Below are 22,382 nucleotides of genomic sequence, written 5' to 3' on the forward strand. Positions count from 1 at the left end.
GTTTATTAAAACGAACATCGCAAGGCCGTTTGCTGGTTTTGTGTCAAATATATTGAAACACCCCCGGCCGCTGGTTTAGGGTGGCGAGTGCCTTGTGCCGAATACATATCGGCAAGGCAGAATTCTTGAACGCTGGGCATTGCATGGCGTTCGTACCCAAACAAGAGGAGGACACTCGCATGACCACCCTGACTCGTGCCGACTGGGAACAGCGCGCCCGCGACCTGAAGATCGAAGGCCGCGCCTTCATCAACGGTGAATACACCGATGCGGTGTCCGGCGAAACCTTTGATTGCGTCAGCCCGGTCGATGGCCGCCTGTTGGGCAAAGTCGCCAGCTGCGACGTGGCCGACGCCCAGCGGGCTGTCGAAAATGCTCGCGCCACGTTCGATTCCGGCGTCTGGTCGCGCCTGGCGCCGAGCAAGCGCAAAGCCGTGATGATTCGCTTTGCCGGTCTGCTCAAGCAGAACGCCGAAGAGCTGGCTCTGTTGGAAACGCTAGACATGGGCAAGCCAATCAGCGACTCGCTGAATATTGATGTGCCCGGTGCCGCCCAAGCTTTGAGCTGGAGCGGTGAAGCCATCGACAAGATCTACGATGAAGTGGCCGCTACTCCTCACGACCAACTGGGCCTGGTGACTCGTGAGCCGGTTGGGGTAGTCGGTGCCATCGTTCCGTGGAACTTCCCGCTGATGATGGCCTGCTGGAAGCTCGGCCCGGCATTGTCCACCGGTAACTCCGTGGTACTGAAACCATCGGAAAAATCCCCGCTGACCGCGATCCGCATTGCGGCCCTCGCTATCGAGGCCGGTATCCCGAAAGGTGTGCTGAACGTGTTGCCGGGCTACGGTCACACCGTCGGCAAGGCCCTGGCCTTGCACATGGATGTCGACACGCTGGTGTTCACCGGTTCCACCCGAATCGCCAAGCAATTGATGATTTATTCCGGTGAATCCAACATGAAACGCGTCTGGCTGGAAGCCGGTGGCAAGAGCCCGAACATCGTGTTCGCCGACGCCCCCGACTTGCAGGCCGCCGCCGAATCCGCCGCCAGCGCCATTGCCTTCAACCAGGGCGAAGTTTGCACCGCCGGTTCGCGGCTGTTGGTTGAGCGTTCCATCAAGGATACGTTCCTGCCGTTGGTGATCGAAGCCCTCAAGGGTTGGAAGCCAGGCAACCCCCTGGACCCGGCGACCAACGTCGGCGCCCTGGTCGATACCCAGCAAATGAATACCGTGCTGTCCTACATCGAGGCCGGTCACAGCGACGGCGCCAAGCTGGTGGCCGGCGGCAAGCGGATTCTCGAAGAAACCGGTGGCACTTACGTCGAGCCGACGATTTTTGACGGCGTGAGCAACGCGATGAAAATTGCCCAGGAAGAAATTTTCGGCCCGGTGTTGTCGGTCATTGCCTTCGACAGCGCCGAAGAGGCCATCCAGATCGCCAACGACACGCCATACGGCCTGGCTGCGGCAGTGTGGACCAAGGACATTTCCAAGGCTCACCTGACCGCCAAGGCACTGCGCGCCGGCAGCGTGTGGGTCAATCAGTACGACGGCGGCGACATGACGGCGCCGTTCGGTGGCTTCAAACAGTCGGGCAACGGTCGCGACAAATCGCTGCATGCCCTCGACAAGTACACTGAACTGAAGGCGACCTGGATCAAGCTGTAACTGTAAAAACCTTGTGGGAGCGGGCTTGCTCGCGAAGGCGGAGCTTCACTCAACCTGGCTGTTGAATGGGAAACCGTCTTCGTGAACAAGCCCGCTCCCACATTTGCTTTGTGCAGGGTTGAAAGTTGATTGTCCACAGGAGCGTGGAAATGCGTTGGGCGACCTATTTCGCCGTGTTGGCATCCGTCCTGAGTGTTGGCCTGGCCCTGGGCGTGACGATGCCGCTGGTGTCGCTACGCCTGGAGGGCTGGGGTTACGGCTCGTTCGCCATTGGCGTCATGGCCGCCATGCCGGCGATTGGCGTGCTGGTCGGGGCGAAGGTTTCGAGCCGGCTGGCGGCGCGTTTCGGCACGGCCGCATTGATGCGTCTCTGCCTGTGGGGCGGGGCGTTGTCCATCGGTCTGCTCGCGCTCTTGCCGAGCTATCCGGTCTGGTTGCTGCTGCGGCTACTGATTGGCGTGGTCCTGACTCTGGTGTTCATCCTGGGTGAAAGCTGGATCAATCAGTTGGTCATCGAGCAATGGCGCGGGCGATTGGTGGCGCTGTATGGCAGCAGTTATGCCCTGAGCCAACTGTCCGGCCCCTTGTTGCTAGGCGCGCTGGGCACCGAACACGACTATGGTTTCTGGGTGGGTGTCGGTCTGTTGCTGGTTTCGCCGTTGCTATTGCTCGGCCGCAAGGGTGCGCCCACCAGCGAGTCCAGCGGTGTCACGTTCAAGGATCTCTGGGGCTTTTGCCGAGGGTTGCCGGCGATTGGCTGGGCCGTGTCATTGTTCGCGGCGTTCGAGGCGATGATCCTGACGCTGTTACCGGTCTATTGCCTGCGCCAAGGCTTCAATGCCGATATTGCCCTGGCCATGGTCAGTACGGTGGTGGTGGGTGATGCTTTGTTGCAGTTGCCCATTGGTGCGCTGGCTGATCGCCTGTCGCGCCGGTCGTTGTTCACCGGTTGTGCGGTGGTGCTGATGTTATCGAGCCTGGCGGTTCCGTTGCTGATCGACACGGTGTTCATCTGGCCGTTGTGGGTGCTGTTTGGTGCCAGCGCGGGAGGATTGTTCACCTTGTCGCTGATCCTGATCGGCGAGCGTTACCGCGACGATGCGCTGGTGCGGGCCAATGCCCATGTCGCGCAATTGTGGGGGACCGGCTGCCTGGTCGGTCCCCTGGTGGCGGGGGCGGGCAGCCAGTGGGTCAGTGGGCATGCGCTGCCCTTGTTCATGGCGGCGGGCGCGTTCGGGTTGGTGATCCTATTGTTGCGCCAAGGTGCGTTCGGAGCGACACAAGCGGCCCGCCCACAAATTCGATTGCCATGAAAGCGATCGACGTCTAAAGCATCTGCTCCAACCCGATCGTCGTGGCGAACCAGGCGTTGAATCGGCGCCACCAGCTGCCTGGCTCGCGATCCAGGTCGTGCAGCTTGCCGTTGTCTTCGGTGGTCCATACCAGCTCACCAGCATCATCGAGCCGGGCCTGATAACTCAGGGTCGGCGCCATGCCCTGCAAGGCCAGTTCGCGCACTTGGCCAGCAAGCTCAGGACTGTCCACCAGCACGCCGACTTCGGTATTCCACAGCACTGAGCGGGGGTCGAAGTTGAACGAGCCGATGAAAGATTTCTGCCCGTCGAAGATGATCGCCTTGCTGTGCAGGCTGGAGTCCGACTCGCCGTAGGACTTGCTGTAGAACAGGTGCGGGCTGCTGCCGCTGTCGCCGGGTTGGCGACGCAACTCGAACAGCCGTACGCCATGTCGCAGCAGGGCCTTGCGATACGGCGCGTAGCCGCCGTGCACTGCGGGTACGTCTGTCGCTTCCAGGGAATTGGTCAAGAGGCTCACCGATACGCCGGCGTCGGCGCGGCTGGTCAGGTACACCAAGCCTGGCTGGCCGGGGACGAAGTAGGCCGAGATCATGATCAGTTCTTTGCTGACGCCGGTCAGCTCCGGGGCCAGTTGTGTGGTCAGCAAGAGCTGCGGGTCTGGCTCATCCTTGGCCAGGACCTTGCTGGGCGCGTCCCACAGTGCCTGGTTCCAGGCCCAGGTCAATTGCTTGCGCCACGTGTCCAGGCGGGGCTGGGTCTTGTAGGCGGTCAACTGCTGATAAAGCGCGTGGTTCTCCTTGTGCGTTTGTTCCAACGATTGTTGCAGGCGCAAGCGGCTGTTGGCCAATTCCTTGGCAGTAGGCTGATGGGACAAGAATTGTTCGATGGGCTTGCTCAGCGCGCTGTTCCAGTATTGGTCGAAGCTGTGCCCCAGTTGTTCGGCCACCGGCCCGACGCCGAGCAAGTCGATGTCAGTGAAATTCAGGTTCGGTTCGGCGTCGAAATACTCATCCCCCAAATTGCGGCCGCCGACGATGGCCATGCTGTTGTCCGCCAGCCACAGTTTGTTGTGCATGCGGCGGTGTTGCAGTGACAGGTTGAACAGACGTCCAAGGCTGCGGGTGACGCCAGTGGCGCGTCCCAGGTGCAGCGGATTGAACAGGCGGATCTGTATCTGAGGGTGGGCGGCGAGGGTTGCGATGATCTGGTCCTGGCCGTCGCTAGTGGTGTCATCCAACAGAATGCGCACACGCACGCCGCGATCTGCAGCCTTGAGCAGCTCGTCCACCAGCATGCGCGTGCTAATGCCGTCATGGACGATGTAGTACTGCAAATCGAGGCTGCTCTGCGCATTGCGGATCAGTTCGGCTCGGGCGATGAAGGCGTCGGTGCTGTCGGAAAGCAGGCGGAAGCCTGAGCGGCCTTCATGCGGCGCAGCCTGTTGCGCCACCGAGCGGCCGAACGCTGAATCGGAGGCCGGCAGCGCCTGGGAGGGTTCGCGGGTGACATCAAAACTGGCGCAGCCGCCCAGCAGCGAGGCGACTAGCAATAGCGCGTGCAGGATCGGTCTGGATCTCACGTAGGCTCGTTCCGATTGTTTGCGTGGGTCGGCTGTTGGATGCTGCTTCCCTGCCTACTCGGTCAGACGGTGTCTCGCTGGGTTTCGTTCAACAGTGCGATAGCCACGGCACCGACCTTGCGCACTGCATCCTCGATTTGTGCCGTTGGCCTGGCAGCGTAATTCATGCGCAGGCAATTGCGGTATTTGCCTGACGCCGAAAAGATGCTGCCGACGGCTATCTGCACACCTTGGTCATGCAGCAGGCGGTTGAGCTTCAGCGTATCGAAACCCTCAGGCAGTTCGACCCACAGCATGAAGCTGCCGCGGGGCCTGCTGGCGCGGGTGCCTTGGGGAAAATAGCGGCTGACCCAATCCATCATGACGTCGCGATTGCGCTGGTATTGGGTGCGCATGCGGCGCAGATGGGGTTCGAAATGCCCACCCTTGAGAAACTCCGCGATTGCAATCTGCGGTTGCGGGGCGGTGGAGCCGGTGCTGATGTATTTCATGTGCAGCACCCGCTCCAAGTATCGACCGGGTGCAACCCAGCCAATTCGAAGGCCCGGTGCAAGGGTCTTGGAAAAAGAACTGCAGAGCAGGACGCGGCCGTCATCGTCGAAGGATTTGATCGTGCGCGGACGGGGGTACGTGTACGCCAATTCGCCATACACATCGTCTTCGATAATCGCCACATCGAAGCGTTGCGCCAGGGTCAGCAGGGCGCGCTTGTTGGCCTCGGGCATGATGTAGCCCAGCGGGTTATTGCAGCTGGGTGTCAACTGTATGGCCTTGATCGGCCATTGCTCCAGTGCCAGCTCCAATGCTTCCAGGCTGATACCGGTGAGCGGGTCAGTGGGGATTTCCAGGGCTTTCATGCCCAGGCCCTTCAATGTTTGCATGGCGCCGTGAAAGCTTGGCGAATCCACCGCGACGATATCGCCCTGTTCGCAAGTGGCGCGCACGCTCACTGACAATGCTTCGTGACAGCCGGTGGTGACGATCAAATCGTTAGCGCCCAGCTGGCAGCCGGAGTCCAGGGACAGCCGGGCGATCTGTTCACGTAACTCGAGGTTGCCGTAGATATTGTCGTAATACAGGCCGGGCATGTCTTGCCGTCGACTGATCTGCGCCAGGCTGCGCAGCAACGGTTTAAGCGTCGGTGAATGGATGTCGGGCATGCCGCGCCCGAGCTGCACCACGTCCTTGCGCGGTACAGCGCGTATCAGTTCCAGGACCTGGTCCCACTGGGAGATGTCCACCGGCCGCTGGGCCGGACGACCTACCGCCGGCAGTTCCGGCAATTCGCGGCTGACCGGGACGAAGTAGCCGGATTTGGGTTTCGGCGTCGCCAGCCCGCTGTCCTCCAGCACGCGATAGGCCTGCTGGACGGTGCTCAGGCTGACGCCATGTTCCGTGCTCAAGGCGCGCACCGACGGCAGCCGGTCGCCGGGGCGGTAGAAGCCCTGTTCGATGCGAGTACCAAGCAGTTCGGCGAGGTTCACGTAGAGGGTCATGGTGCAATCCCGATGAGATAGAAAACGGAAACCGATACAGATGGGAAGCAAAACTGCAATTCAGTCTTAAAAATGTCGATTCTGTATGCTTATAAAAGACATTATTTGAATCTGTATCGCTTTTGTCTGTCCGCGCATCATGAAAGCTCTGGCTACCCAAGTAAACAGGAGCGATCAAAAATGAACGGCTTGAGCGATGTGCGGCTGACGTTACACAGTCAGGAACTGGTGGCAGGGCAGGAAAAGGGGCTGCGTGAGGCAATGTTGCGCAATGCTCCGTCCGGCCTGAGTCGCTGGGGCCTGTTCTGGCATCGCCTGCATACACGCAAAGCCTTGTTGGAGCTCACACCCGAACAGTTGCAAGACATCGGGCTGACCCGGGAGCAGGCCCGGGCAGAAGGCCTCAAGCCGTTCTGGCGGCTTTGAAGCTAGATGAAAAATGAGTACGAAACCCTGTGGCGAGGGAGCAAGCTCCCTCACCACGGTTTTGGTTAAACCAATTCTTTCAGCCGATGCCACAACATCCCCAGCGCCAGCAGGGGAGAGCGCAAGTGCTTCCCACCCGGGAAAGTCATATGCGGCACCTTGGCAAACAAGTCGAATCCCCCGCCTTGCTGTCCGCTGATGGCCTCGGCCAATAACTTGCCGGCAAGGTGTGTGGCGTTTACGCCGTGGCCGGAGTAGGCCTGGGCGTAATACACATTCGGTTGATCCTTCAACCGGCCAATCTGCGGCAAACGGTTGGCGCCGATGCCGATCATCCCGCCCCATTGGTAGTCGATCTTCACGTCCGCCAATTGCGGGAACACCTTGAGCATCTTAGGACGCATATAAGCGCCAATGTCTTGCGGGTCGCGACCGGAATAGTGACAAGCGCCGCCGAACAACAAGCGGCGGTCCGCCGAAAGCCGGTAGTAATCCAAGGCTACCCGCTGGTCACAGACTGCCATGTTTTGCGGCAATAGCGCCCCTGCCTGGGCTTCGCTCAAGGGTTCGGTGGCGATGATGTAGCTGCCGGCGGGCAACACTTTGCCGCTCAGTTCCTGGTTCAGGCCATTGAGGTAAGCATTGCACCCCACCACCAGCGTCTTCGCGCGAACTGAGCCTTGCTGGGTGTGTACCTTGACCTGCGGACCATAGTCGATACGCACGACGGCCGATCGTTCGAACAGCCGGGCGCCCAATTGCTGCGCCGCGGCCGCTTCGCCCAGCGCCAGATTAAGCGGATGCAGGTGACCCGAGCCCATGTCGATCAGGCCGCCAACGTAGCGATCCGAGCCCACCACGCTGTGCATTTCATCGGCTCGCAGCAGTCGGGTTTCGTAGCGATAACCCAGGCTGCGCAGTTCCTCGGCCTCTTCGGCGAAGCCTTGCAAGTCGTCGGGTTTGTTGGCGAGGTCGCAGTAACCCCAGGTGAGGTCGCAGGCAATCTGAAAGCGCTCGACTCGTTGGCGGACGATTTCCACCGCTTCAAGCCCCATCAGTTTCATTTGGCGGACGCCGTCGGCGCCAACGACCGGGGCGAACTGATCGAGGCCATGGCCCACACCGCGAATCAGCTGGCCGCCGTTACGCCCGCTGGCGCCCCAGCCGATCTTGTGTGCTTCCAGCAGGACAACGCTCATGCCGCGTTCGGCTAATTCGATCGCGGTGTTCAACCCGGAAAACCCGCCGCCCACCACGCAGACATCCGCCACCAACTCGCCTTGCAGCACCGGATGGTCCGGCTGTGGCAGGCTGCTGGCGGCGTAGTAAGAGGCGGCGTGCGCGTGGCTCGGGACCGGTTGCTGAACACGGGCGTTCATGTGCGTAATCCTGATTGTTGTGTTTGAGAAATTTTACGGAGCATAAGCCGTGGATTCGTTCGTCGGCAACACCGGTCGCCTGGCGCTGTCTGGCCTGTGGCTTTTGAGGCAGAATCCACGGCTGTCCCGATTCGGTATCGCCTCGATGAGCTGCAACAGTCAAAAAATCCGCACGCTACGTCAGCAGATTCCTACGTTCGAGTGCGTGCCGGGCTGCCATGACTGTTGCGGACCGGTGACCACCTCGCCTGAGGAAATGGCTCGCCTGCCGCGCAAGACTCGCGCCGAACAGGACGCCGCCATGGAAGCGCTCGACTGTGTGCACTTGGGGCCGAACGGCTGCACGGTTTACGATGAAAGACCGCTGATCTGTCGGTTGTTCGGCACCACGGCGACCTTGCCATGCCCAAATGGACGGCGTCCGGTAGAGTTGATTCATCCGCGCGTCGAGAAGCAGATCCATGAATACATGGCGAGCACCCGGCAGGTGTTGGTCTAGGCCGGATCAATCCGGAATCGGCAGGTTCAGGCTTTCCTTCACCTCTTCCATCACGATGTAGCTCTTGGATTCGCGCACATGCGGCAACTTGAGCAGGATGTCGCCCAGCAACTTGCGGTACGAGGCCATCTCGGAAATCCGCGCTTTCACCAGATAGTCAAAATCCCCTGATACCAAGTGACATTCCAGCACGTGAGGCAATTTCAGCACGGCGCGTCGGAATTCTTCGAAAGTATCGCCAGACTTGTAGTCCAGGCTGATCTCGACGAACACCAGCAAGCTACCCTTCAAGTGCTGCGGGTTGAGCCGGGCGTTGTAGCCCATGATGATCCCTTCGCGTTCAAGGCGCCGCACCCGCTCGGTACAGGGCGTGGTGGAGAGACCGACCTTCTCGCCCAACTCAGTGAAGGAGATGCGCCCGTCCGCCTGGAGGATGCGCAGGATGTTGCGGTCGATCTTGTCCAGCTCGCGTTTGGTCTGGGTATTGGTACGCACAGGTGATGCGCCTCCGTGAAAAGGGTTTTTGCCGAGAATTCTCGCCAAATATAGGTATTTATATAGTGAAAAGCACTGCCTGATCTTTTTTACACTGCGCTCAATACGGCTTTGTATAACAAACGTCAGCGGTTATCCGCGATGAGGGCTTCAACATGCGCGTTCTGGTCTTGGGTAGCGGCGTCATCGGTACCGTCAGTGCTTACTATCTGGCCCGTGCCGGGTTTGAAGTAGTGGTGGTCGACCGTCAGCCGGCGCCTGCCATGGAAACCAGTTTCGCCAACGCCGGCCAGGTATCGCCGGGTTACGCCTCGCCGTGGGCCGCGCCGGGCGTGCCGCTCAAGGCGATCAAATGGCTGTTGCAGCGCCACGCGCCGCTGGCGATCAAGGCCACCGCCGACATCGACCAGTACCTGTGGATGGCGCAGATGTTGCGCAACTGCACCGCCAATCGTTATGCGATCAACAAGGAGCGCATGGTCCGCCTGTCCGAGTACAGCCGCGACTGCCTTGACGAGTTGCGTGCCGAAACCGGTATTGCCTACGAAGGCCGCAGCCTGGGGACTACCCAGCTGTTCCGCACACAGGCCCAGCTCGATGGTGCGGCAAAAGACATCGCCGTGTTGAAAGAATCCGGTGTACCGTTCGAAGTACTCGACCGCGAAGGCATCGCCCGGGTCGAGCCGGCCTTGGCCAATGTCACCAACATCCTGGCCGGTGCTTTGCGCCTCCCTAACGACCAGACCGGCGATTGCCAGATGTTTACCACGTGCCTGGCGGAAATGGCGGTGAAGCTCGGCGTGCAGTTCCGCTTTGACCAGAACATCGAGCGCCTGGATTTTGCCGGCGATCGCATCAACGGCGTCTGGATCGACGGCAAGCTGGAAACCGCCGACCGTTACGTCCTCGCCCTAGGCAGCTACTCGCCGCAATTGCTCAAGCCGCTGGGTATTCGTGCGCCGGTATACCCGCTCAAGGGATATTCGCTGACCGTGCCGATCACCGACCCGGCGATGGCACCGACCTCGACCATTCTCGACGAAACCTACAAGGTCGCTATCACCCGTTTCGACAACCGCATTCGCGTCGGCGGCATGGCGGAAATTGCTGGTTTTGACCTCTCGCTCAATCCGCGCCGGCGTGAAACCCTGGAGATGATCGTCAACGACCTTTATCCTCTGGGCGGCGATCTGGCCCAGGCCAGCTTCTGGACCGGCCTGCGTCCGACCACCCCGGACGGCACGCCGATCGTCGGCGCCACGCCGTTCAAGAACCTGTTCCTCAATACCGGCCACGGCACCCTCGGATGGACCATGGCGTGCGGTTCCGGTCGCTTGCTGGCGGATCTGATGGCGAAGAAAAAGCCGCAGATCAGCGCCGAAGGCCTCGATATTTCCCGTTATGGCAGCAAACCTCAGGAGTCCGCGAAACATGTCAATACAGCGCCAGCTCACCAATGACCGCATGAGTCAGGTCGTCCTGCACAACGGCACCGTTTATCTGGCCGGGCAGGTCGGCGACGACATGAGCGCCGGTATCGAACAGCAGACCCGCGAGGCTTTGGCCAACGTCGAACGTCTGCTTGACCTGTCCGGGACCGACAAGACGCGACTGTTATCGGTGACGATCTACCTGAAGGAAATCGAGGCTCACTTCGCAGGCATGAACGCGGTCTGGGACAAATGGTTACCCAAAGGCGTCGCCCCGGCCCGGGCCACGGTGGAGGCCAAGCTGTGTGAGCCAGAGATCCTGGTGGAGCTGTCCGTCGTGGCTGCGCTGCCTTAATACCGGCCAAACGATCCCTCTCCCGGCGCTGTGGGTGGTCCATCCTGCCAGCCCGCGCCGGTTTTTTATTCATGTCCGCCTAGAAGCCTGCCGCCATGCGTCCTGCCCGCGCCCTGATCGATCTCCAAGCCTTGCGTCACAACTACCAACTGGCCCGCGAAGTTACCGGGGCCAAGGCCCTTGCCGTGATCAAGGCAGACGCCTATGGGCATGGCGCGGTGCGCTGCGCCGAGGCCTTGCAGGAAACGGCCGACGGGTTCGCCGTGGCTTGCATCGAAGAAGCCCTGGAGCTGCGGGCCGGTGGGATTGCCGGACCGATCCTGCTGTTGGAGGGATTCTTCGAGGCCGATGAACTGCCGTTGATCGTCGAGCACGAATTCTGGTGCGTGGTGCATTCGTTGTGGCAGCTCGAAGCGATTGAACGCGCAACATTGGGCGCGCCGATCACGGTCTGGCTCAAGCTCGATTCAGGCATGCATAGGGTCGGATTGCACCCGACCGACTATCAGGCGGCGTATCGTCGCCTGTTGGCGAGCGGCAAGGTGGCGAAGATCGTACTGATGAGCCACTTCGCCCGCGCCGACGAGTTGCATGACCCCTGCAGCCTGCAACAACTGACCGTGTTCGAGCAGACCCGCCAGGGCTTGGCGGCCGAGGTCAGCCTGCGCAATTCGCCGGCGGTTCTGGGTTGGCCGCAAATACCGAGCGATTGGGTAAGGCCAGGCATCATGCTGTACGGTGCGACGCCGTTCGAGGAAGCCAATGCCGTGGCTTCGCGCCTGCAACCGGTCATGACACTGGAGTCCAGGATCATCAGCGTGCGCGAGCTTCCCGCCGGCGAGCCGGTGGGCTACGGTGCTCGCTTCGTGACGGCGCAACCGACCCGGGTCGGCGTGGTTGCCATGGGCTATGCCGACGGCTACCCGCGCCAGGCGCCGAACGGTACGCCGGTCCTGGTGGATGGCCAGCGCAGCCAGCTGGTCGGACGAGTATCGATGGACATGCTGTGCGTGGACCTGACCCATATTCCTCAGGCCGGGCTCGGCTCGACCGTGGAGCTGTGGGGCAAAAACATCCTCGCCAGCGATGTCGCGAAAGCCGCCGACACCATTCCCTACCAGATTTTCTGCAACCTGCGACGAGTGCCACGGCTCTATTCCGGGACCTGAGGCAAAACGCAGCCTACCGAAAGTCGCTTCGCCGCACAGGATTCGGGCCAAGGTGTTGTAAATACTGAACGCTGTCGCCATGATAACGCTCACTTTCCACACAACCTGATTCCCTGGAGGCTCCAGCATTGGACGTCGGTGAACGACTGCAATCCATTCGTAAACTCAAAGGCCTTTCCCAGCGTGAACTCGCCAAGCGCGCGGGCGTCACCAACAGCACCATTTCGATGATCGAGAAAAACAGCGTGAGCCCCTCGATCAGCTCGCTGCGCAAGGTCCTTGGCGGGATTCCCATGTCCATGGTCGAGTTTTTCTCCGAAGAAATCCTCCAGGAGAAACCGACCCAGATCGTCTATAAAGCCAACGAACTGATCGACATCTCCGACGGCGCCGTGACCATGAAACTGGTGGGCAGGGCCCATCCAAGCCGGGCGATTGCCTTTTTGAACGAAATCTATCCGCCAGGCGCCGACACCGGTGACGAGATGCTCACCCACGAAGGCGAGGAAACCGGGATTCTGGTGGAAGGACGGCTGGAGCTGGTGGTCGGTGCCGAAACTTTCGTGCTCGAGGCAGGCGACAGCTACTATTTTGAAAGCACCAAGCCTCACCGTTTTCGCAATCCGTTCGATGCTCCGGCGCGACTGATCAGCGCAGCCACACCGGCCAATTTCTAAACAAAGAGGCGCCAAGCCCGGATGGCAAAGGCGCCCGCACGTTGGGCTGTCGTGACGAACAAGACCCTTGCGACTTTGGGGTTGTTTCAGAGTGACAGGCTTACCGCTATACTTGCGCCCGCCTGCAAACCGTGGCCGCAGGCGTGACTAGCCACCATTGAGGGTGTACGCGTGAACCTAATTATGAAAATGCTGGCTGCACCAGCAACCGTATTGGCCCTATGGGCTGCGAGCGCCCAAGCGGCGCCCAACGACGAAATCGCCAAGCGCCTCGAACCCGTTGGCCAGGTTTGCGTTCAGGGCAAGGAATGCAAGGGTATGGAAGTCGTGGCCTCGGCTGGCGGCGCCGGTGGTGCCAAGGCACCCAAGGATGTCATCGCCAAACATTGCAACGCGTGCCACGGCACCGGCCTGCTGGGCGCGCCGAAAGTCGGTGACAAGGCTGCCTGGAAAGAGCGTGCCGACCATCAAGGCGGCCTCGACGGCATTCTGGCCAAGGCCATCACCGGCGTGAACGCGATGCCGCCTAAGGGCACCTGCGCCGATTGCACCGATGAAGAACTCAAGGGTGCTATCAAAGAGATGTCCGGTCTGTAATCCTCCGGGATCTTTCACGAAAAGCCGCTTACGAGCGGCTTTTTTGCGCCTGGGTCTTTTTTCCAGGCTGTTCATCGCAACCAAGACCCGGCAAGCTCGGTCCAACCCACATTCATGGAATGTCCCGGAGGGTCGGATGGTTCAGTTGTGTTCAATCGAACAGGCGGTGGATGACGTGCTCGAGCGCTTGCCCGCGCATATCCACCTCGGCATGCCTCTGGGGCTGGGCAAGCCCAATCTGTTCGCCAACGCGCTGTACCGGCGCATCGCGCAACTGCCCGAGCGGCAGCTGACCATCTATACGGCGCTGAGCCTGGGCCGGCCGAACCTCGGCGACGGGTTGCAGAAGCGCTTCCTCGAGCCGTTTGTCGAGAGGGTCTTCGGCGACTATCCCGAGCTTGATTACCTTGCCGACCTGCAGCGCGACAGCCTGCCGGCGAACATTCGCGTCCAGCAATTCTTCATGCAACCGGGCAGCTTGTTGCACAGTGCATCCGCCCAGCAGGACTACGTCAGCAGCAACTACAGCCACGCGGCCCGGGACATCAACGCGATGGGCCTGAACCTGATCGCGCAGCTGGTGGCCAGCGACCCGGAGCATCCGGATCGCCTGAGCCTGAGCTGCAACCCGGACATTACCCTGGACCTGTTGCCCATGGTCGCCAAGCGGCGCGAGGCGGGGGAAACCATTCTCATAGTGGGGCAGGTCCACAGCGATTTGCCCTACATGCCGGGCGACGCGGAAATCGGCATCGACGGCTTCGACCTGCTGATCGATGAAAAGGACAGCCACACGCTGTTCTCCACGCCGAACATGCCGGTGGGGTTCCAGGATCATTTGATCGGCCTGCACGCCAGCACCCTGGTGCGCGACGGCGGTACGCTGCAGATCGGCATCGGCTCGATGGGCGATGCGTTGACGGCGGCGTTGTTGGCGCGTCAGGCCGATAACGCCGGTTACCAGGCGCTGCTCGCCGACGTGAACCTCAGCCAGTGGGCGCAGTTGATCGAGCGCGAGGGTGGGGTCGAGCCGTTTGCCAAGGGGCTGTACGGTTGCAGCGAAATGTTCGTCAACGGTCTGCTGGTGTTGGCGGAGGCCGGAATCATTCGGCGCAAGGTCTATCCCGACGAACCGACCCAGGAACAGGCCAACGCAGGGACTCTCGACGAGGCGGCGCAACCTGACGGCATTTGCATTCATGGCGGTTTTTTCCTCGGTCCGAGCAGCTTTTATGAGCGCTTGCGCGAACTGCCGCAGAGCCGGCGCTTCGAATTCAACATGACCCGCATCAGCTACATCAACGAGCTGTACGGCCAAGAACAGCTCAAGCGCTTGCAGCGACTCGATGCGCGCTTCATCAACACCGTCTTCACCATGACGCTCATGGGCGCCGGGGTGGCTGACCAGTTGGAGGACGGGCGGGTGCTCAGTGGTGTGGGCGGCCAGTACAACTTCGTTGCCCAGGGGCATGCGCTGGAAGGGGCCCGCTCGATCCTGCTCTTGCGCAGCTGGCGCGAATCGGGGGGCGTGATCAGTTCGAATATCGTCTGGGAGTACGGCCACTGCACAATTCCCCGGCACCTGCGGGACATCGTGGTGACCGAGTACGGCATCGCTGACTTGCGCGGCAAGACCGACGCCGCCGTGATCGAAGCGTTGCTGAACATCAGCGATTCACGCTTCCAGCCTGGGCTGATCGAGCAGGCACAAAGCGCCGGCAAACTGCCAAAGGACTTTCGTCTCGATCCGCGTTTCGCCGACAACACGTCGGAGCGTTTGCAGGCGATCCAGGCGCGGCATCCGAATCTGTTTCCGGAGTACCCGTTGGGCTGCGATTTCGATGGGCTGGAGCGCGATTTGCTGCGGGCGCTGAACTGGCTTAAAAGCAAGTTCAAGCTCACCGAAATCCTGGAGCTGGGCAAAGCCGCGCTCGATGCTCCGGAGCCATGGGAGTATGCCGGGCATCTGGAGCGGATGCAGTTGACGAACCCTGAAGGCCTGAAGGAGGAGCTGTCCCAGCGCTTGTTGCTCGCGGGGCTCAAGGCCACCGCGATCCACTGAGCGGACACAACCCTTGGGAGCGAGCAAATCCATTCCCACAAGGCTATCGGGGCGTCAGTCGAGGAACGTCACGACCCCACCCGCCAGCGATTTCACCCGCGCCAGGGATTCGACTCTATAGCCCTGGGCATCCAGTTCCGCGCGGCCTCCCTGAAACGATTTCTCGATCACGATGCCCAGCCCGGCGACGGTCGCGCCGGCCTGCTTGATGATGGAAATCAACGCCTGGGAAGCTTTGCCGTTGGCCAGGAAGTCATCGATGATCAGCACGCGGTCGCTGCTGGTCAGGTGGCGCGGGCTGATGGCTACGGTGCTTTCGGTTCTCTTGGTGAATGAGTACACGGTGGCCGAGAGCAGGTTCTCCGTCAGGGTCAGGGAGTGCTGCTTGCGGGCAAAGATCACCGGTACGCCGAGGTTCAGGCCGGTCATGATCGCCGGGGCAATGCCCGAGGCTTCGATGGTGACGATCTTGGTGATGCCCGAATCCTTGAACAACGCGGCAAATTCGTCGCCGATCAGCTTCATCAAGTGCGGGTCGATCTGGTGGTTCAGGAAAGCGTCGACTTTCAGGACCTGATCGGAAAGCACGATGCCTTGTTCACGAATTTTCTGCTGCAGGGCTTCCATGAAGCCTCCTCTGATGACGCGTTCAGCGCCTGAGTTTCGGTGAAAAAAAGGTAATTTTAGCGCTTCAGCATTGCGCGTATATCGGCCAGGGCACTGTTGCCGCGAACGACTTTGACTTCCGTCGGCGTGTCGTCGTTGCCTTCCCAGGCGAGGTCGTCCGGCGGCAGCTCATCGAGAAAGCGGCTCGGCGCGCAGTCGATCACTTCGCCGTACTGCTTGCGCTTGGCGGCAAAGGTAAAGGCCAGCGTCTGGCGTGCCCGGGTAATCCCGACGTAGGCCAGGCGCCGTTCTTCTTCGATGGTGTCGGCTTCGATACTGGAACGGTGCGGCAGGATTTCCTCTTCCATGCCCATGATGAACACGTAAGGGAATTCCAGGCCCTTGGAGGCGTGAAGGGTCATCATCTGCACGCCCTCAGCGCCTTCTTCCTCTTCCTGCTGGCGCTCGAGCATGTCGCGCAGCACCAATTTGCCGATGGCGTCTTCGACAGTCATGTCGCCGTCTTCGTCTTTTTCCAACGTGTTCTTCAACGCCTCGATCAAAAACCAGACGTTGCTCATGCGGTAGTCGGCGGCCTTGTCGCTGGAGCTATTGGTGCGCAGCCAGTTCTCGTAATCGATGTCCATGACCATGCTGCGCAGCGCTGAAATCGGATCTTCCCCGGCGCACTGTTCGCGGACCTTGTCCATGAAGCGCTTGAAGCGCGCCAGGCGGTCGGTGAAGCGGCTGTCCAGGTGTTCGCCCAAGCCGATTTCGTCGGTGGCGGCGTACATCGATATCTTGCGCTCCGTGGCGTAGTTGCCGAGTTTTTCCAGGGTGGTCGAACCGATTTCCCGACGCGGCACGTTGATCACCCGCAGGAAGGCGTTGTCGTCGTCCGGGTTTACGATCAGGCGGAAGTAGGCCATCAGGTCCTTCACCTCCTGGCGACCAAAGAAGCTGTTGCCCCCCGACAGGCGATAGGGGATCTGGTGATGCTGCAATTTCAGCTCGATCAACTTGGCCTGGTAGTTGCCGCGGTACAGGATCGCAAAGTCGCTGTACGGCCGGTCGGTACGCAGGTGCAGGCTGAGGATTTCCATAGCGACGCGCTCGGCTTCGGCGTCTTCGTTGCGGCAACGGATCACGCGGATCTCGTCGCCGTGGCCCATTTCGCTCCACAGCTGCTTTTCGAATTCGTGGGGGTTGTTGGAGATCAGCACGTTGGCGCAGCGCAGGATGCGGCTGGTGGAGCGGTAGTTCTGCTCCAGCATCACCACTTTGAGCGACGGATAGTCGTCCTTGAGCAGCATCAGGTTTTCCGGACGTGCGCCACGCCAGGCATAGATCGACTGGTCGTCGTCGCCCACCACGGTGAACTGGTTGCGCTTGCCGATCAGCAGCTTCACCAGCAGATACTGGCTGGCGTTGGTGTCCTGGTATTCGTCCACCAGCAGGTAGCGGACCTTGTTCTGCCATTTCTCGAGAATGTCGGCGTGGTCCTGGAACAGCTTGACCGGCAACAGGATGAGATCGTCGAAGTCCACCGCGTTGAACGCCTTGAGCGTGCGCTGGTAGTGGGCGTAGACGATGGCAGCGGTCTGCTCCTTGGGGTTGCGGGCGTTTTCCAGGGCCTCGGGCGGCAGGACCAGGTCATTTTTCCAGGACCCGATCATGTTCTTGATCTCGTCGACACCGTCGTCGCCCGAGTATTCCTTCTGCATGATGTCCGTCATCAAGGCCTTGACGTCAGTCTCGTCGAAAATCGAGAAGCCCGGTTTGTAGCCCAGTCGCGCGTGTTCCTTGCGGATGATGTTCAGGCCCAGGTTGTGGAAGGTGCAGACCGTCAGGCCGCGGCCTTCGCCGGCGCGCAACAGGCCACCGACCCGCTCCTTCATTTCCCGGGCGGCCTTGTTGGTGAACGTCATGGCGACGATGTACTGGGCGCGGATGCCACAATTCTGGATCAGGTGCGCGATCTTGCGGGTGATCACGCTGGTCTTGCCGGAGCCTGCGCCGGCGAGCACCAAAAGAGGGCCGCCGACATAGTTCACGGCTTCTTGCTGCCGGGGATTGAGTCGGGACATGACGGGTTCAGGGAGTCGTTTGCCAAATGGGCCGGCATTTTAACAGGCTCGCAGAATTGTGCTGCTCTGTCCGACTTGTGACGGCGAACGTCATCTCTATTTGCCGCTTTTGTTACTTTCGCTCAGGATGCGGACGGGATTTAGGTCTAACGTTCGTTTTTCAGTTGTGAAAAGCGTTAAAAGCTTGTGTTTGAGAACCATTGGCATTGGTGATTGCCCATTGGCGAGTCATAATGCCCTGCGCCTACCACCTTGCAGAGTCTAGGGAGTCAGCTTGTCTACGCCTGTCGAACCCTTGCGTTTGCTGTTGTTGGCCGAAACGCCTGAGTGGTCAGCGATATTGCGCGAGTGCCTGGCGCCCATGAGGCCCTCGGTCGTGTTGATCAGCGCCCCGAGCTGGGAGTCGGTCAGCAGCCTGTTTGAAGACAACCGCAACGCGGTGCTGCTGACTGTTGCGAGCTTGCAGCCTGCGCCCGGTCGCTGCCGTCTGCCAACGGTCCTCTTGCTTGAGCACGAGCCTTCGACCCCGCCGGACGGCGTCAGCGACTGGCTGGTGCGTGACGTACTCGATGAGGCGACACTGCGTCGTTGCCTGCGACACGTGCGAGAGCGTGGCGTGCTGGAAAACACCTTGCAACGGCTCGCCGAGCAGGACCCGCTGACGGGCATCGCCAACCGCCAGGGCTTCCAGACCTTGCTGGCGGCGCGCCTGGCCGAGAACGATGGCCGTGGCCTGGCGCTCGGTCACCTTGACCTCGACAACTTTCGTCACGCCAACGACGCGCTAGGCCACCAGGCCGGGGACCGCCTGATCCTGCAGGTGGTCTCGCGTCTCAAGGGGTCGCTTGAGGCCGGAGATCAACTGGCGCGGCTGGGCAGCGACGAGTTCGCCTTGCTGATCGACACCCGCCGCGCGCCCCAGCGAGCGGAGTGGATGGCCGAGCGCATCATCGAAGCCATGGCCGAGCCTTACTGGGTGGACGGCGAAAGCCTGTTGATCGGTTGCAGCCTGGGTATCGCCCACGCCCGGGCACAGGCCGGTGCCGACCCGCTGATGTGGCACGCCCATATCGCCATGCAGCAGGCCAAGAGCACGCAAGGCTGCACCTTTCATATCTTCAACGAGCGTATCAATCGCAATGCCCGCAGCCTCGCCGACCTGGAAACCGAATTGCGCCGGGCGCTGCGCCGCGATGAGCTGGAGTTGCATTACCAGCCCCGGCTGAACCTTGCTGATGGAACGATCGTTGGCCTCGAAGCCCTGGTGCGCTGGCGTCACGGTGAGCGCGGACTATTGCCGCCGAGCGAGTTCGTGCCGTTGGCCGAGCAGAGCGGCTTGATCGTGCCGTTGGGCTATTGGGTGATCTCCCGGGCGCTGCGGGACATGCAGGCCCTGCGCGAGCGAGGATTGGCGCCGTTGCACATGGCGATAAACCTGTCGTTCCGGCAGTTCCAGGACAGCCAGCTGTTGCCGACCCTCAGCCGATTGATCGCCGAGCGGGGCGTCGAGGCCCAGTGGCTGGAGTTCGAACTCACTGAAACCGCGGTCATGCGCCGCAGCGACCTGGTCAAGCAGACCATGGACGCCCTGGGTCGGCTGGGGGTGCGCTTCTCCTTGGACGACTTCGGCACCGGGTTCTCCTCATTCGTGCACCTCAATAGCTTGCCCATCGCCCTGCTCAAGATCGACAAGAGCTTCGTCGGCGGCATGGAGCAGCGCGAAGAGAATCGCAAACTGGTGCACGCGATGATCAACCTGGCCCATAACCTCAACCTGGAGGTGGTGGCCGAAGGCGTCGAAACCCCGGAGCAACTGGACTTGCTCCGTGGTTTCGGTTGCGATCAGGTGCAGGGTTTCCTGATCAGCAAACCGTTGCCGTTACCCGAATTGGTCGAGTACCTGACGTTCGAAGGTGGCCAGGCAGTCCAGGAAGCCGGAACCTGAAGCAATCTTTGTTGGATTTCACTTGGCCTGGATGGCCTCGAAATCCTGCTGCCCAGGCTCACTGCGCATCATCCGCTTCATCTTCCACTCGAACGCCAACGTCAGGCTCACCGCCGCGCAGGCCAGACCCAGGGCCAGGCCCCACCAAACGCCAGTCGGTCCCCAATGCAGATGAAAGGCCATCCACCAGGCGGCCGGTGCGCCGATCAGCCAATAGCAACCCAAACCCACCAGGAACGTGGTCTTGGCGTCCTTCAAGCCACGGATGCAGCCCATGGCAATGGTTTGCGCGCCGTCGAACAGCTCGAACCACGCCGCCACGGCCAGCAGGCTGACTGCCAGGTCGATGACCCCTCGAAAGGCCGGGTCGTTGTGGTCCAGGAACAGGCCAATCAGCTGGTTCGGCAGCAGCCAGAACACCATGGCAAAGGCCAGCATGACGGCCGCGCCAAAGCCGATCCCGACCCGCCCGGCCAGGCGCGCCATCGGCAGCTGTCCGGCGCCGTAGTGCTGGCCGATGCGCATGGTGATGGCGTAGGACATACCCGCCGGGACCATGAACGCCACCGAGACGATTTGCAGAGCGATCTGGTGCGCCGCCAATTGCGTGCTGCCCATCGTGCCCATGCACAGCGCGGCGAACGCGAACAAACCGACTTCGACCGCGTAGGTGCCGCCAATCGGCAGGCCCAGGCGCCACAGCTCCTTGAGGTACTGGCGATTGGGCCGTGACAAGCCTTTGAGCAATGGATAGGCACGGTAGGCCGAGTGGCGATGGATGTGCCAGGCGAGTGCCAGAGCCATGCAGTTGGCGACGATGGCCGTTACCAGGCCGATTCCCATCAAGCCGAGACTTGGCAGGCCGAACATACCGGTAATCAGCGCGTAGTTGAGCAGGAAGTTGGCCACCGTGCCGCCGAGGCTGATCACCATGACCGGTGTGGCCCGGCCGATGGCACTGGTGAAGCCGCGCAGGGCCATGAAGCTCAAGTAGCCGGGCAGGGCGAACGGCAGCGCCAGCAGGAACTGGCCGGCGGACAGCACGTTGGTTTCGGTCTGGCCGAACATCAGCAGCACCGGCTTGAGGTTCCACAGCAGCAAACCCGCCACCAGCGCCATCAACCAGGCCAGCCATAATCCGGCCTGGGTCAGCCGGGTAGCGCCTTCAATATCGCCGGCGCCCTGGCGAATCGCAACCAATGTACCCACCGCCGCGATCACGCCGATGCAGAAAATCGAGACGAACGAATAAGTGGCCGCCCCGAGCCCGCCGCCGGCCAGGGCTTCGGGACTCAGGCGCGCCATCATCAGGGTGTCGGTCAGCACCATCAGCATGTGTGCCAACTGCGAGGCAATCAACGGCCCCGCCAGCCGCAGGATGGCCCAGAGTTCAGTACGCGCCGGATGCTGCATGATCATCACGCTCCATGTTCAAACAAGGCAGTAAAGCGTCGATTCTCGGCGCTCGCGGTGGTTTGCACAAAAGGATAAATACGATTGCTGGCATGATTAAAACTCATGCCGGGGCGCATTCTGCTAGGGTGCCGATATCGCCTTCATGGAGCTTCGCCATGTCTCGTCGTCTTCCTCCTCTTTATGCGCTGCGTGCATTCGAAGCGGCGGCGCGGTACAGCTCGTTCACCCGGGCTGCTGAAGAGTTGTCGATCACGCAAAGCGCGGTCAGCCGGCACATCCGCACGTTGGAAGATCACTTCGCCTGTCGGTTGTTCCAGCGCAGCGGCCGCAATTTGCAGCTGACCGAGTCGGCGCGTTTGCTGTTGCCGGGCGTGCGAGAAGGGTTCATGGCGCTGGAGCGCGCCTGTCATACCTTGCACGGGGAAGACGACATCCTGCGCATGAAAGCACCCTCGACCCTGACCATGCGTTGGCTGTTGGCGCGGCTGAGCCGTTTTCGGCACTTGCAGCCCGGCAACGAGGTGCAATTGACCAGCGCCTGGATGGACATCGACTCGGTGGACTTCAATACCGAGCCTTTCGATTGCGCGGTACTGCTGGGCAATGGGCATTTTCCGGCGGATTGGGAAGCCAGCCTGCTGTTCCCCGAGGAGTTGATTCCGGTCGGCGCGCCGAACCTGTTGAACGACCAACCTTGGGATCTGGCGCGGTTGGCCAGTGCCGAACTGCTGCATCCCACACCGGATCGCCGTGACTGGCGCAACTGGCTGCAGCGCATGGGGTTGGCCGACAAGGTTTCGCTCAAGGGCGGGCAAGTGTTCGACACGCTGGAACTGGGCATGATCGCTGCGGCGCGCGGCTACGGCGTGTCCATGGGGGATTTGCTGATGGTCGCCGAGGACGTCGCCCAGGGGCGCTTGAGCCTGCCGTGGCCAACTGCGGTCGCCAGCGGTGAGCACTATTACCTCGTCTGGCCGAAGACTCGTCCCGGTGGTGAACGTTTGCGCCGGCTCAGCGATTTTTTGCAAAGCGAGGTCACGGCCATGCAGCTTCCCGACGTGAAGCGTCTTGGCTGAACCGTTGCAGCGCCAGTGCTAGCCACTTGATATTAATCCTCCCGAATCGCTCAAGTATTTGGTTTCGCCGCCGAAGGTGTGGAGGTAGTACTTTCGTAT

General features: G+C 61.1%; 19 protein-coding genes. 12 read left to right on the forward strand and 7 right to left on the reverse strand.

Features of this window, described 5'->3' with window-relative positions; genetic code table 11:
• Positions 1 to 179 precede the first annotated feature (179 nt).
• Together J3P95_RS00920 and J3P95_RS00925 are read left to right on the forward strand one after the other, a co-directional pair.
• Positions 180 to 1,673: an aldehyde dehydrogenase gene (locus tag J3P95_RS00920; RefSeq protein WP_434579095.1), complete on the forward strand. Its 1,494-nt coding sequence runs from the start codon at positions 180 to 182 to the stop codon at positions 1,671 to 1,673.
• 149 nt (positions 1,674 to 1,822) lie between these two features.
• The gene (locus J3P95_RS00925; RefSeq protein WP_434579094.1) at positions 1,823 to 2,986 is read left to right on the forward strand and encodes an MFS transporter; all 1,164 of its coding nucleotides are present in this window, start codon (positions 1,823 to 1,825) and stop codon (positions 2,984 to 2,986) included.
• A gap of 13 nt (positions 2,987 to 2,999) precedes the next feature.
• Here the strand turns inward: J3P95_RS00925 and J3P95_RS00930 are convergent, their stop codons facing one another.
• Positions 3,000 to 4,568, reverse strand: coding sequence for a phospholipase D family protein (locus J3P95_RS00930; protein WP_434579092.1), 1,569 nt, complete (start codon positions 4,566 to 4,568; stop codon positions 3,000 to 3,002).
• A gap of 62 nt (positions 4,569 to 4,630) precedes the next feature.
• A complete protein-coding gene (locus tag J3P95_RS00935; protein WP_434579090.1) occupies positions 4,631 to 6,064 on the reverse strand; it encodes a PLP-dependent aminotransferase family protein in 1,434 nt (477 codons plus the stop codon).
• A 180-nt stretch (positions 6,065 to 6,244) separates the two neighbouring features.
• On the opposite strand from J3P95_RS00935, the gene J3P95_RS00940 reads away from it, so the two are divergent.
• On the forward strand, positions 6,245 to 6,490 hold the full coding sequence (locus J3P95_RS00940) for a DUF1127 domain-containing protein (RefSeq protein ID WP_186612674.1): 246 nt from the start codon (positions 6,245 to 6,247) through the stop codon (positions 6,488 to 6,490).
• A gap of 65 nt (positions 6,491 to 6,555) precedes the next feature.
• Here J3P95_RS00940 and J3P95_RS00945 read toward each other — a convergent pair whose 3' ends face one another.
• Positions 6,556 to 7,869 (reverse strand): NAD(P)/FAD-dependent oxidoreductase, encoded by a 1,314-nt coding sequence (locus J3P95_RS00945; RefSeq protein ID WP_434559973.1) that lies wholly within the window; start codon positions 7,867 to 7,869, stop codon positions 6,556 to 6,558.
• Positions 7,870 to 8,014: 145 nt separating this feature from the next.
• Here J3P95_RS00945 and J3P95_RS00950 point away from each other — a divergent pair, with 145 nt between their 5' ends.
• Complete coding sequence (locus tag J3P95_RS00950; protein WP_030138200.1) at positions 8,015 to 8,368, forward strand: YkgJ family cysteine cluster protein; 354 nt, start codon at positions 8,015 to 8,017, stop codon at positions 8,366 to 8,368.
• A gap of 6 nt (positions 8,369 to 8,374) precedes the next feature.
• Here J3P95_RS00950 and J3P95_RS00955 read toward each other — a convergent pair whose 3' ends face one another.
• Positions 8,375 to 8,863 carry an Lrp/AsnC ligand binding domain-containing protein gene (locus J3P95_RS00955; protein ID WP_003206849.1) on the reverse strand — a complete coding sequence of 163 codons (489 nt, stop codon included), beginning with the start codon at positions 8,861 to 8,863 and terminating at the stop codon, positions 8,375 to 8,377.
• 155 nt (positions 8,864 to 9,018) lie between these two features.
• Between J3P95_RS00955 and dadA the strand changes: the two genes are divergently transcribed.
• The 6 genes from dadA (at position 9,019) to J3P95_RS00985 (ending at position 15,153) form a co-directional block, all read left to right on the forward strand.
• On the forward strand, positions 9,019 to 10,323 hold the full coding sequence (gene dadA / locus J3P95_RS00960; RefSeq protein WP_434559975.1) for a D-amino acid dehydrogenase: 1,305 nt from the start codon (positions 9,019 to 9,021) through the stop codon (positions 10,321 to 10,323).
• The gene (locus tag J3P95_RS00965; protein WP_434559977.1) at positions 10,295 to 10,648 is read left to right on the forward strand and encodes a RidA family protein; all 354 of its coding nucleotides are present in this window, start codon (positions 10,295 to 10,297) and stop codon (positions 10,646 to 10,648) included. Before dadA ends, J3P95_RS00965 begins: the two co-directional genes overlap by 29 nt.
• 95 nt (positions 10,649 to 10,743) lie before the next feature.
• On the forward strand, positions 10,744 to 11,817 hold the full coding sequence (gene alr, locus J3P95_RS00970; RefSeq protein WP_434559979.1) for an alanine racemase: 1,074 nt from the start codon (positions 10,744 to 10,746) through the stop codon (positions 11,815 to 11,817).
• Between the two features lie 128 nt (positions 11,818 to 11,945).
• Positions 11,946 to 12,494 carry a cupin domain-containing protein gene (locus tag J3P95_RS00975; protein WP_047226150.1) on the forward strand — a complete coding sequence of 183 codons (549 nt, stop codon included), beginning with the start codon at positions 11,946 to 11,948 and terminating at the stop codon, positions 12,492 to 12,494.
• A 183-nt stretch (positions 12,495 to 12,677) separates the two neighbouring features.
• Positions 12,678 to 13,091, forward strand: coding sequence for a c-type cytochrome (locus tag J3P95_RS00980; RefSeq protein ID WP_186634442.1), 414 nt, complete (start codon positions 12,678 to 12,680; stop codon positions 13,089 to 13,091).
• 136 nt (positions 13,092 to 13,227) lie between these two features.
• Positions 13,228 to 15,153, forward strand: a complete 1,926-nt coding sequence (locus tag J3P95_RS00985) for an acetyl-CoA hydrolase/transferase C-terminal domain-containing protein (protein WP_434579086.1) — start codon at positions 13,228 to 13,230, stop codon at positions 15,151 to 15,153.
• Between the two features lie 54 nt (positions 15,154 to 15,207).
• Here J3P95_RS00985 and J3P95_RS00990 read toward each other — a convergent pair whose 3' ends face one another.
• Both J3P95_RS00990 and rep read right to left on the reverse strand, forming a co-directional pair.
• Positions 15,208 to 15,780: a xanthine phosphoribosyltransferase gene (locus tag J3P95_RS00990; RefSeq protein WP_434559983.1), complete on the reverse strand. Its 573-nt coding sequence runs from the start codon at positions 15,778 to 15,780 to the stop codon at positions 15,208 to 15,210.
• 56 nt (positions 15,781 to 15,836) lie between these two features.
• Positions 15,837 to 17,846 (reverse strand): DNA helicase Rep, encoded by a 2,010-nt coding sequence (gene rep, locus J3P95_RS00995; RefSeq protein ID WP_186612688.1) that lies wholly within the window; start codon positions 17,844 to 17,846, stop codon positions 15,837 to 15,839.
• A 274-nt stretch (positions 17,847 to 18,120) separates the two neighbouring features.
• Here rep and J3P95_RS01000 point away from each other — a divergent pair, with 274 nt between their 5' ends.
• A complete protein-coding gene (locus J3P95_RS01000) occupies positions 18,121 to 19,791 on the forward strand; it encodes a putative bifunctional diguanylate cyclase/phosphodiesterase (protein ID WP_434579084.1) in 1,671 nt (556 codons plus the stop codon).
• An 18-nt stretch (positions 19,792 to 19,809) separates the two neighbouring features.
• Here J3P95_RS01000 and J3P95_RS01005 read toward each other — a convergent pair whose 3' ends face one another.
• A complete protein-coding gene (locus J3P95_RS01005) occupies positions 19,810 to 21,204 on the reverse strand; it encodes a NorM family multidrug efflux MATE transporter (RefSeq protein ID WP_434581316.1) in 1,395 nt (464 codons plus the stop codon).
• Between the two features lie 158 nt (positions 21,205 to 21,362).
• Here J3P95_RS01005 and J3P95_RS01010 point away from each other — a divergent pair, with 158 nt between their 5' ends.
• A complete protein-coding gene (locus tag J3P95_RS01010) occupies positions 21,363 to 22,283 on the forward strand; it encodes a LysR substrate-binding domain-containing protein (RefSeq protein WP_434579082.1) in 921 nt (306 codons plus the stop codon).
• Positions 22,284 to 22,382 lie beyond the last annotated feature (99 nt).

Source organism: Pseudomonas sp. Z5-35 (genome assembly GCF_051131945.1).
GTDB classification, from domain to species: domain Bacteria; phylum Pseudomonadota; class Gammaproteobacteria; order Pseudomonadales; family Pseudomonadaceae; genus Aquipseudomonas; species Aquipseudomonas marvdashtae.